This window comes from Amycolatopsis sp. NPDC051373 (genome assembly GCF_040689465.1).
Taxonomy (GTDB): domain Bacteria; phylum Actinomycetota; class Actinomycetes; order Mycobacteriales; family Pseudonocardiaceae; genus Amycolatopsis.
This window is the reverse complement of the sequence record NZ_JBFBAE010000063.1, coordinates 1-10764: the sequence shown is the minus strand read 5'-3', so window position 1 is coordinate 10764 and position 10764 is coordinate 1. Positions and strand designations below refer to the sequence as shown.

The following is a 10764-nucleotide window of genomic DNA, read 5'->3' as shown; positions in this document are numbered from 1 at the left end:
GCCGGCCACCAAGCGTCACGCTACGATCAACCCTTCGAGCCTGCCCGGGCTCGGTGACAGACAACGAGACCTGCACCAGACCCGGGGCGCATCACCCTTAGCCGGGCTCCTTGTCACCGCGGGTCTGGTTGCAGGGTGGCTCGGCTCTGCGGCGGCCTCCGAAGTGGCGTATCTGCTCGCGGCCGGGATCGGCGGCTACACCTTCGCGCCCGGCACGCTGCGGGCTTTGTGGCGGCGCCGGATCGGGGTCGGCACCCTGATGACCATCGCCCTGGCCGGCGCCCTGGTGCTCGGCCAGTTCGCCGAAGCCGCGATGCTGGCGTTCCTGTTCTCCATCAGCGAGGCGCTGGAAGACTATTCGCTGGCCCGCACCCGCCGCGGCCTGCGTGCACTGCTGTCCTTGGTGCCCGAGCGGATCACAGTTCTGCGCGACGGCGGCGAGGCCAGCATCGCGCCGGCGCGACTGCGGGTCGGGGACCGAATGCTGGTACGGGCCGGGGACCGCGTCGCCAGCGACGGCATCGTCCGGAGTGGACAGTCCAGCGTGGACACCTCGGCCATCACTGGCGAGTCGGTACCGGTGGAGATCGGGCCAGGCGAGGAGGTGTTCGCCGGGTCGATCAACGGCACCGGCGTGCTCACCGTCGAGGCCACCGCCACCACCGAAGAAAACTCACTGGCCAAGGTCGTCCGCGTCGTCGAGGACGCCCAGCAACGCAAAGGCACCCGCCAGCGCCTCGCCGACCGCATCGCCCGACCCCTGGTACCCACAATCATGATCCTCGCCGCGCTCATCGCCGGGCTCGGTGCACTGCTCGGGGATCCGGCGGTGTGGATCGAGCGTGCGCTGGTGGTGCTGGTCGCCGCCGCTCCCTGCGCGTTGGCGATCTCCGTGCCGGTCACCGTGATCTCCGCCGTCGGCGCTGCCAGCCGGCTGGGTGTGCTCGTCAAAGGCGGCGCGGCGCTGGAAGCCCTCGGCGCGGTCCGCAGCATCGCGCTGGACAAGACCGGCACCTTGACCCGCAACCAGCCCGTGGTCACCGAGATCGTGCCCGCGGCAGACATCAGCCCGCAGCGGGTGCTGGCGGTGGCCGCTGCCCTGGAGGCCCACAGCGAACACCCACTCGCCGCCGCGATCCTCACCGCCGCCCCGAACCCACGCGCCGCCGACGGCGTGACGACGGTGCCCGGCGCCGGGCTCAACGGCAGCCTGAACGGCGTCCCGGCCCGGATGGGCAAGCCCGGCTGGATCGACGCCGGGCCGTTGTCCGGAGAGGTGACCCGCTTGCAGGAGAAGGGCACCACCGTGGCCGTGATCGAACACGACGGCACCGTGCTCGGGCTGATCGGCATCCGTGACGAACTCCGCCCCGAAGCGCCCGACACCATCCGCACCCTGCGCGCGGCCGGGCTGCGGGTGACCATGCTGACCGGAGACAACGCCCGCACCGCCACCGCCCTCGCCAGTCAGGCAGGTATCGCCGACGTGCACGCCGAACTGCGCCCCACTGGCAAAGCCGCCCTCATCGAGCAACTGCGCGACCGGCACCGCGGCACGGTCGCTATGGTCGGCGACGGCGTCAACGACGCCCCTGCCCTGGCCACCGCCGACGTCGGCATCGCCATGGGCGCCATGGGCAGCGACGTCGCCATCGACACCGCTGATGTCGCCCTCATGGGCACCGACCTGCGCCACCTGCCGCAAGCCTTGGCACACGCCCGCCGAGCCCGGGTGATCATGCTGCAGAACATCGGCCTGTCCGCGGCAATCGTGCTCACCCTCGTGCCGCTCGCCGCACTGGGCATCCTCGGGTTGGCCACCGTGGTGCTCATCCACGAACTCGCCGAAGTCTTCGTCATCGGCAACGGCGTCCGTGCCGGACGACTCCGTCCACTCCGCGGCACCACCACACCCGCCCTCATTGCCCCGCACCAGATTCAGCCTGGGCCGAGAGCGGCGCAGGACGACGGTTGCGCGTGCTGCGCCCCCGAATCCCAGACCACGGCGCGGAAGCGCATGCTGCAGATTTCACCGATGAGGAAGCTGTGACATGAGAATCCAGGTCCCACACGTCCCCGGCTGTCCCGACGCAGCCGTGCTGGCCGAGCGGCTCGCCCCGTTCCTGGCTGCGCAGCCCGACGTGCACCTCGAACGGCAAGTCGTGACGGATGACGCCGAGGCCGTGGCGCTGGGCATGTCAGGCTCGCCGACGCTGCTCATCGACGGCGCGGACCCGTTCGCCGAGCCGGACCTGTCACCAAGCTTGTCCTGCCGGCTGTACCGGGACCCAGACGGGCACCTCAGCGGAACGCCTTCGTTGACACAGCTCTGCCGCGCCCTCGCGACAGCGGAGAACGGCCATGCCGCCCGCAAAACGGCGCCGCCGGAATGAGCCAGCGAGGTGGGCTCAGCCCCCCACCAAGGTGGCACGGCGTCTCGGCCTCGGCGACGTCCGCACCGCTTGCTCTGGTCCACCTCGTCGCGCTGATCGTGTGCCGGGCCACCGACACTCGACGGCCGTGACAAGTCCCTTGGGCCGCCTGGCGTCCGCGGCATTCCCCTTCCGGCGGTCAGCCACGGCTCTCGTCACGCGTTCAGAGCACGGTTAGCTTTTGGCGGAGGTTGTCGCCAGATGCGAAGGACGCTTGTCACGGAACGCCCCGCACCAGGCATTCCGCTTCGCCCTGCGCGGGAGTTCTGACGCCGATGCCGTGACGTCCGAGTGTGCGGGCTTTGACCAGCGCAGTGGTAGACGAGGCGAGCTGCTGGGCATCTGGATATGGTGAGTGGTCGGCCATTGGCGTAGGAGGAGACGTCCGTGACGCATTCTGACAACTACGCGCCCGAGAGCCTCAGCAGCGTGCTCGGCGCGATCGCGCGCACCCTGCAGGCCGAACCGGACGTCGAGACGACCCTCGGGGCGATCGTGAAGGCCGCCGTGGACCATGTCGACGGCGCCGAGTACGCCGGGATTTCCCTGGTCGAGGACGGCCGGATCCGCGCCGTGGCTCCCACCAGCGAGGTCGTGCCCATGATCGATGAGATCCAGCACCGGACAGGTCAGGGGCCGTGTCTGGATGCGATCGCCCGGCACGACGTCTTCCGCACCGGCAACCGGCTCGATGAGCGACGCTGGCCAGCTTTCGCGCCCGATGCCGCCGAGACCGGTATCCGCTCGATGCTGTCCTACCGGCTGTTCATCCTCCACGACACCCTGGGCGCGCTGAATCTCTACTCCACCCAGGTCGACGCGTTCAGCGACCGGACCGAGAAGGACGGGAAGGAGTTCGCCACCCACGCCGCGATCGCGCTGGCCGGAGCCCAGACCGAAGCCCAGCTGCACGCCGCGATTGAATCCCGTGACGTCATCGGCATGGCCAAGGGCATCCTCATGCAGCGCCACGACCTCGACCCCGTGCAGGCGTTCCGGTTGCTCGTCGAGTCCTCCCAGGCCAGCAACCTCAAACTGCACGACGTCGCCGCCTGGCTTGTCGGGCACCGTCGCGAGCTGTAGCTCCGTACGGACGCCGGTCCGGATCGGCCGGCCCGGGGGTGTCGCGGCGTTGCCGGTGGGTAGGGCTGGTCACGGCGTTGTCGATGTTCAACTTCCGGTGCCTGGGGGTATTGCTCAGGTACCGGCGCACCGGCGACCGGGGAGAGGAGCGCGAGCCGTGAAAGGTGACATCGAGACCTACTTCGAGAACGGGCAGTGGAAGAACAAGGTCGAGGGCAGCCGCCGGGCAGCGAACACCCACGATACGAAGAAGGCGGCCCAGACCAGAGGCCGCGATATGGCCCGGGAACGCAAGGTCGAGCACTTCATCCGCACCAAGGACGGCCGGATCGGGGAACGCAACACCTACGGTCACGACCCCCGCAGCATCCCCGGCTGAACAGGCCACGCGGCACTGCCAAATCTGTACCTGTGCCTGTGCACCCAGCGACCTTTCACGAACACGGCCTACCCTCATCCGTACCTTCCGGGGAAATCCGAGGCAGACCCCGAGCAGGCGGGACTTCCTCCTGGAACATGGCCCATCGGCTCAAGCCGAAATCGGCAGCGCGCTCCGGCCTTCCCTGCCCGGGCGAAGCGACGATGGCGTCGATCTCGTCGAGGTTGAGCTGTCGCCAGTTGTCGAGGTCGTCGTTCGCCAGCACTTGGGGAGGCGTGCCGCCGACCCCTCCACGGCCGGCAAAAACGCCATCGCCACCTTCGTGACCCCGTGGGAGGAGGTTCTGCCGATCGACGAGAATGCGAACGCGGGTGTGGCGTCCACATCGCGGCGTTGCACGAGGATGCTCTTGGCCATGCCGATCACGCCCCGGCTTTTCCATGGCAGTGTGCAGGGTGAGCTTCGGTCCGGGCACCGACGAGCGCGATCGCGGCGTGGATGGCGAACATGCGGCCGTTCTGCTCGGTCTCGTCGCCTTAGACGTCCGTCTCGGTCGAGACGAGCCCACCACAAAAGATCTTGTAACCCACGGCGCCAGTACCCCGCACCGAGACGACAATCGTGGACACGCGGCGCGGTGGCATGGCGCGCGTCGGACCCGCCGGCAGGCGTTCACCCCCTCACCTGCCGGCGGGCCGCATTACGCGAGTGCCGCCACAACGCCGCGAGGCTGGGGTTCGGCTGGCCGGCGAGGGACACGGTCCGGACATGCGCGAGAGCTTTCACGACGAGCTGAACCGCCTCAGCGCACAGCTGAGGCTGATGTGCACGCTCGCGGCCGAAGCGACCCGCCGGGCAAGCAGATCACTGCGGACCGCAGACCTCGACCTCGCCGAGCAGGTGATCGCCACCGACGCCTAAATCGACTGGGCCCGCGCAGACTGCGAGTCACACGCCCAGGCCCTGCTCGCCCTCCAAGCACCCAAAGCACACGACCTGCGGACCATCCTGGCCACGATCGACTGCGCCGAACGGCTCGAACGAATGGGCGACCTCGCCGCGCACATCGCCGGCATAGCCCGCTTCGCCCACCCCCACCACGCCGTGCCCGCCCAGCTCGAATACGACTTCGCCGAGATGGCCGACGCCGCCGCCGGCATGGCCGACCGACTCGCCGAGCTGATCGACCGCCAGCGCCCATGCGGATTCGCCGACATCGCCGACCTCGACCAGACCATCGACACCAGGCACGCCCACGTCCTCGCCCTGATCACCAGCGACCAGTGGCCTCACGGCGTCCAGACAGCCATCAACCTCGCTTTGCTCGCCCGGTTCTACGAACGCTTCGGCGACCACGCCGTCGCCGTCGCCAACCGACTGGGATTCGCCGCCACCGGCGAACTTCCCTTCCACGCCCACACCTAACTCGGCACCACGTCAGCCTGACCACAGTCAAGTGAGTCCGGCCCGGCCAGCTACGCCCCCGGCGCCGCGCCCAAGCCGCCCTTGTTCCCAGGCCTCCTCGACAGGCAGCCCCGCTCTCACACACTGAATCTCTCCGTTATAACGGTGCCGACAAGCACAGTGTGCCGTGTGGCCCGGACGCGCCCGCCGAGTAACGAGCCGGGTCAGCCCCGTCGCAGGATGCGGTTCGCCGACCAGCCGAGCAGCACGAGCTCCGCGACCGAGAACCCCAGCAGCGCCACCGGGCTCGACACCCACACCAGCGCGAACCCCACGGCGAGCACCGGCACCACCAGCCCCGCGTACGCCGACAGGAACAGCCCCGCGAGCACCTCGCCCCGCGCACGCGGGTCGGCGAGCGCGGCGACGGTGGCGACCGAAGCGCGGAACCCCAGGCCCAGCCCGACTCCGGCCACCACGCTGCCCACGAGGAAGAGCCACAGCGAGGGCAGCAGCGCGGCCACCGGCAGCACCACGAGCCCCGCGGCCATCAACGCGAACCCGAGGCGCAACTGGACACCGGACCGCAGCGCGGCGAACAGTAGCTGCCCGAGCGCGGCGGCACCCAGCAGCGAAAACGCCGTGGCCCCGGCGAGCAGGTGCCCGGGCTCGTGCAGGCCTTGGGCGAGCAGCGTCGGCGCGAGGGACGTGAACAGCCCGGTGATCGCGAACGCGGCGAACGCCCCGATCGCCGCGCCGGCGAACGCCGGCTTCGCGCCGGCCGGCAGCGCGAGCCGCTGCGGCCGGTAGGCAGGCCGCTCGTCCCACTGCTCGACGGTCTCCGGCACCAGGGCCACGGCGAGCGCGAGCACCAGCAGCGCCACCAGGTACCACTCGAACGGCGCGGTGAGCGGCCTCGACGCGTACTGCGCGAACAAGCCGCCCACGAGCGGTCCCACGCCCAGGCCACCCAGGTTCACCACGCTGGCGATCAGTCCGGCGCGGCCGGTGCGCTCACCAGGGCGGGCGATGGCGCGCAACTCCGCAAGGTACGCGGTGGCCGTGGCGGTCAGTGCGCCGATCCCGGCACCGGTGATCAGCCGCGCCAGGATCAGCCCCGGCACTTCCGGCCACGCCAGGTAGAGGGCGGCCGCCAGCGCCTCGGCGAGTATCGCGGCGACGATCACACGGCGCCGGCCGAGCCAGTCGCTTACGTGCCCGGCGAGGTAGAGGCTCGCCATCACGCCCACCGCGTAGGCGACGAAGACAAGGGTGACCACGAAGGTCGGGAACCCGTCCCGGCGCTGATAGAGCGCATAGAGCGGGGTCGGCACAGTGGAGAACGCCAGGGACGCCGCGAACGCCACGGCGATCACGCGGAATCCCCAGCCGTGGCTGAGGCGCGCACGGGACACGACGGGCGAAACGGTGTCAAGCATGGCTGCCTTTCTAAGAGGTCTGGTACTTCCGACAATCCCCGCGCGAACTCATTTCGTCGAACGAAAAGTCTTGGTTAGACTTATCGTGATGAGTGCTAATTGACGGCGTGGAGTCCCGTCAGGAAATCGAGGCAGACGCCACGGTCCAAGTGCTGGTGTTCACCAGCACCGGCCCCGACTACTTCATTTCCTACGTCGACGTGACCCGGATCGCCGAGTACCGGGCAGAGGCGGCGAAAATCACCGGCGAACCATCGATCGCGTCCTGTCCCTCCATCTCAGCGCAAGCCGTCTCGTCACCTTGACACCGACCCGCGCCAGGCCACAGCCGGTCTTCGCCGCAGTCGCCTTCCTGCGGTTGCGCCTGGGAAAGCGGCGAAGGATGTGGACGGATCCCGCCGATCACTGAACAAAGAATTGAACGTCGTGGACGTCATCGCCCGACGCGATACCCACCGCCGTCGCCCTCATCCGCGAATACCACGATAAGGGTGGGTCGTCCGGTCAGCGGGGTTGGTGAGGCTGTCCGTCAGCTGTAGGCCTTCCGACGTTCTCCGGCTGAATGCCGCTCAGGGCCATGTCGAGGACCTCCCGGACGAACCGGTCGTTCACGGGTGCGTGGCCGTGCAGCAGCCGGTGGTAGAGCGCGCCGTAGAGCAGGTCGAGTGCCACGTCGACCTTGATGTCGCCGGGGATTTCGCCGCGGTCGATGGCGCGCCGGAAAATCGCCGCGGCCTGGTCGCGACGCGGTTCGACCACGCGGTGCCGGTACTCGGCGGCGAACACCGGGTCGTTCTGCGCCTCGGCGAGCAGCGCCGCGATCACCCTCGCGTAGGGCCGGCTGCTCGCCAGCCGCGCCCACGGGCGCAACAGCGAGAGCAGGTCGCCGCGCAGCGTGCCCGTGTCCCGGGCGTGCGGGCTCGCGGCGGCCCAGTCGGTGTACAACGCGTCCAGGGCCAGCGCTTCCTTGGTGGGCCACCACCGGTAGATGGTGGCCTTGCTGGCCCCGGCCCGCTCCGCGACCGCGTCCATGCTGACCGCGGAAAGACCGTGGGCCAGCAGGAGTTCCGCGGCGGCGGCGAGGATGGCCTGGCGCGCCTCCTGACTGCGCGGGCGGCCGCGTTGCGGGCTCTCGGTGGTCATGTCACGCCGCCTTCGCGCCCGGCACCATCCGGGCCAGCACCTGGAACAGGCCGGCGATGTCGCGGTGCCCGAAGCCCAGGTCCTCGGCTTGGCTCAGTACCCGGTCGGCGGTCGCGGCGGCAGGCGCCGGGACCCCGGACTCGCGGGCGGCTTCGAGGGCGAGACGGATGTCCTTGTGCATGAGCATCACATCGAACCATGCCTCTTCGGGCAGGTCCAGCGCGAGCGGGGCGCGAGCTTGCAACATCGGGGACCCGACCGCCGAGCGGGCCATCGCGTCAGCGGCCACCTGTGGGTCGATCCCACCGCGCTCGGCCAGCAGCAGGCCCTCGCTGAAGGCGAGCATCTGCGTGGCGAGACTGATGTTGATCGCCAGCTTGAGCACCAGCCCCTGCCCGTTCGTACCGGCGTGGACGATGGTGGCGCCCAGCCGGCGCAACAGCGGTTCGACCGCCAGGAACGCCGCGTCCGGACCGCCGACCATGATCGTCAGTATCCCGGTCTCGGCCGCCGGGACGCTGCCGGAGACCGGCGCGTCGATCATGGTGGCGCCGGTGGCGCGAACGCGTTCGGCCAGCTCGCGGCTGGCCCGCGGGCTCACCGTGCTCATGTCGACGTAAACGAGGCCAGGGCGCAATCCGGCCACGATCCCGTCCGGTCCCGAGGTGATCGCGGCCAGCGCCGCGTCGTCGGTGACCATGCTGAAGACGACCTGCGCCGCCGCCGTGACCTCGCGCGGTGTGTCCCGCCAGATCAGCCCGCGCTCGACGAGCGCGGCGCCCCTGGCACGGGTCCGGTTGGTCCCGTACACCTGGTTTCCCTCAAGCAGGCGGCCGGCCAGCGGCGCGCCCATCGATCCGAGTCCGATGAATCCGATCGCGGTCATCGTGATCACTTCTCCTACTTCACTGCTTGGATTTCGGTCAGGTCCTGCACCGTCAGTTCGAGGTCCGCCGCGGCGAGAATCGGGTCCACCTGCGACGCCCGCCGGAACCCGGTGATCGCGCCGCTGACGGCCGGGTGGCGCAGCGTCCAGGCCACCGCGACCGCGCCGGGTGTCACGCCGTGCCGCTCGGCGACCGCCCGCAGCCGAGCGGCCAGCGCCAGGTGCCAGGAAAGCCGGGGCTCGGTGAACCGCGGGTCGGTCTTGCGCCAGTCGTCGCCGGGCATCGCCGCGATCCGCTCCCGGGTGATCGCCCCGGTGAGCAGACCGGAGCCCATCGGCGAATAGACGAGCACGCCCATCCCGGCCCCCTCGGCGAACGGCAGGACCTGCACCTCGACCTCGCGCTCGATCAGCGAGTACTGCGGCTGGATCGTCTCGACCGGCGCGATTTGCTGCACGCGACGCAACTGCTCGAGGCTGAAGTTGGACACCCCGATGTGCCGCACCAGGCCCTTGTCCTTCAACTCGGCCATGGCCGCCCAGCCCTGCTCGATGTCCTCGTCCGGGATCGGCCAGTGCACCTGGTACAGATCGATGGCGTCGACGCCGAGCCGTTCCAGGCTCGCTTCGGCCTCGCGCAGGATCGAGTCCCGCTCGAGGCTGTGCCGGACGCGGCCGGTGCCGTCGTCGAGCAGTGAGCTCTTGGTGAACACGTACGGCCGGTGATCGACGCCGCGCAGCGCCTGGCCGACGATCCTCTCCGAGTGGCCGAACCCGTACGCGGCGGCGGTGTCGATCCAGTTGACCCCGAGTTCGAGGGCGCGGTGGATCGCGGCGACCGACTCGTCGTCCTGCTGAGGTCCCCAGCCGAACTCCCAGCCACCGCCGCCGATCGCCCAGGCGCCGAAACCGACCCGGGTGATGTCCATCCCGGTGCCACCGAGCGGGCTTGTCGCAAGGTTTGTCTTCATGATGTGCCCCTTCCTGTCTCCCATCAAAACTAGACGCCTAGTTTCGTTATTCGCCACCGCATGCACCTGTCTGCCTTGTCACACAGGGAGCTACTTCCCGGAACAGGTCGAGGCTTCTGGCAGTTGCCACATTACGAAACTTCCAGTTCTGTAATTGATCACAAGGAGGAGGCCATGGCCGTCCTTGCCATTCCCCTCGGGGACAAGCGTTCGTTCCTGTTGCAGCGCGCGCAGCCCGCGATGACCGGGCTGATCGACGGCTCCCTGTCGACCCTCGCGCCCGTCTTCGCCGTCGCGTTCGCCACGCACCAGCCGCTCTACGCGTTCTTCGCCGGACTGGCCACCGCGATCGGCGCCGGTGTCAGCATGGCGTTTTCCGAGGGGCTGTCCGACACCGGCGAGGAGACCGGGCGTGGGAATCCTTACCTGCGGGGCGCGATCACCGGAGCGGGCACGTTCCTCGGCGGCGTGCTGCACACCCTGCCGTTTCTGATCCCTGCCTACGGCGCGGCGCTGGGAGTGGCCCTCGCCACGATCGCCTTCGAACTGGTGAGCCTGGCCTGGATCAGGTGGCGCTTTTTCGGCACCGGTTTCATCCGTTCCTTCGTCGCGATCGCGATGGGCGGAGCAATCATCACCACTGTCAGCGCCGCGCTCGGCGCGATCAGCTGAGCACACGATCGGCGTCGCATCCCGGATTCCGCCTCGTACGCACCTTGTCACGGCAAGCGTCCGCAGGTCCGCCGTCTCCTGCGGAAGCGCGCGGACTACTAACGCGTGCCCTTCACGAAGTCGCCAGGCATGATGGCGGCATGCCGCCCCGCGTCCTGCTCGCCGACGACGACCGCGCCATCCGCGAGTCGCTGTTGCGCGCGCTGGAGCTGGAGGGCTACGGGGTCACGGAGGTGACCGACGGGGTCGCCGCGCTGGCTGCGGCGCGGCGGGACCGCTTCGACGTGCTGATCCTCGACGTGATGATGCCCGGCGTCGACGGGCTCGGCGTGTGCCGCGTGCTGCGCGCCGACGG

13 protein-coding genes are annotated in these 10764 nt (G+C 69.5%); 9 read left to right on the top strand and 4 right to left on the bottom strand.

Going from position 1 to position 10764, the window contains the following annotated elements; all coding sequences use genetic code 11:
• The first annotated feature begins 40 nt into the window (after nt 1-40).
• The 6 genes from AB0383_RS49860 to AB0383_RS49835 all read left to right on the top strand — a co-directional run bounded on the left by AB0383_RS49860 (nt 41) and on the right by AB0383_RS49835 (nt 5319).
• Nucleotides 41-2050: a cation-translocating P-type ATPase gene (locus AB0383_RS49860; RefSeq protein WP_364190558.1), complete on the top strand. Its 2010-nt coding sequence runs from the start codon at nt 41-43 to the stop codon at nt 2048-2050.
• A 1-nt stretch (nt 2051) separates the two neighbouring features.
• Nucleotides 2052-2393 (top strand): thioredoxin family protein, encoded by a 342-nt coding sequence (locus tag AB0383_RS49855; RefSeq protein ID WP_364190553.1) that lies wholly within the window; start codon nt 2052-2054, stop codon nt 2391-2393.
• A 426-nt stretch (nt 2394-2819) separates the two neighbouring features.
• Entirely contained in the window at nt 2820-3515 is a 696-nt protein-coding gene (locus tag AB0383_RS49850) for a GAF and ANTAR domain-containing protein (protein ID WP_366191680.1), read from the top strand.
• A 157-nt stretch (nt 3516-3672) separates the two neighbouring features.
• Complete coding sequence (locus AB0383_RS49845; protein ID WP_364190550.1) at nt 3673-3894, top strand: DUF2188 domain-containing protein; 222 nt, start codon at nt 3673-3675, stop codon at nt 3892-3894.
• Between the two features lie 768 nt (nt 3895-4662).
• Nucleotides 4663-4815, top strand: coding sequence for a hypothetical protein (locus AB0383_RS49840; protein ID WP_364190547.1), 153 nt, complete (start codon nt 4663-4665; stop codon nt 4813-4815).
• Nucleotides 4816-5319: a PhoU domain-containing protein gene (locus AB0383_RS49835; protein ID WP_364190555.1), complete on the top strand. Its 504-nt coding sequence runs from the start codon at nt 4816-4818 to the stop codon at nt 5317-5319.
• A 203-nt stretch (nt 5320-5522) separates the two neighbouring features.
• On the opposite strand, the gene AB0383_RS49830 is transcribed toward AB0383_RS49835, so the two are convergent.
• Nucleotides 5523-6737 (bottom strand): MFS transporter, encoded by a 1215-nt coding sequence (locus AB0383_RS49830; RefSeq protein ID WP_364190545.1) that lies wholly within the window; start codon nt 6735-6737, stop codon nt 5523-5525.
• A 107-nt stretch (nt 6738-6844) separates the two neighbouring features.
• Between AB0383_RS49830 and AB0383_RS49825 the strand changes: the two genes are divergently transcribed.
• Nucleotides 6845-7042 (top strand): hypothetical protein, encoded by a 198-nt coding sequence (locus tag AB0383_RS49825; RefSeq protein ID WP_364190543.1) that lies wholly within the window; start codon nt 6845-6847, stop codon nt 7040-7042.
• Nucleotides 7043-7241: 199 nt separating this feature from the next.
• On the opposite strand, the gene AB0383_RS49820 is transcribed toward AB0383_RS49825, so the two are convergent.
• From AB0383_RS49820 to AB0383_RS49810, 3 genes are read right to left on the bottom strand one after another with little or no spacing between them, the layout of a single operon-like run.
• The gene (locus tag AB0383_RS49820) at nt 7242-7880 is read right to left on the bottom strand and encodes a TetR/AcrR family transcriptional regulator (protein WP_364190541.1); all 639 of its coding nucleotides are present in this window, start codon (nt 7878-7880) and stop codon (nt 7242-7244) included.
• 1 nt (nt 7881) lies between these two features.
• On the bottom strand, nt 7882-8766 hold the full coding sequence (locus tag AB0383_RS49815) for an NAD(P)-dependent oxidoreductase (protein ID WP_364190539.1): 885 nt from the start codon (nt 8764-8766) through the stop codon (nt 7882-7884).
• 14 nt (nt 8767-8780) lie between these two features.
• Entirely contained in the window at nt 8781-9737 is a 957-nt protein-coding gene (locus AB0383_RS49810) for an aldo/keto reductase (RefSeq protein ID WP_364190537.1), read from the bottom strand.
• Between the two features lie 174 nt (nt 9738-9911).
• Here AB0383_RS49810 and AB0383_RS49805 point away from each other — a divergent pair, with 174 nt between their 5' ends.
• Both AB0383_RS49805 and AB0383_RS49800 read left to right on the top strand, forming a co-directional pair.
• Nucleotides 9912-10409: a hypothetical protein gene (locus AB0383_RS49805; protein WP_364190534.1), complete on the top strand. Its 498-nt coding sequence runs from the start codon at nt 9912-9914 to the stop codon at nt 10407-10409.
• Nucleotides 10410-10549: 140 nt separating this feature from the next.
• The coding region (locus tag AB0383_RS49800) for a response regulator (RefSeq protein ID WP_366191676.1) at nt 10550-10764 on the top strand (215 nt) is incomplete at its 3' end.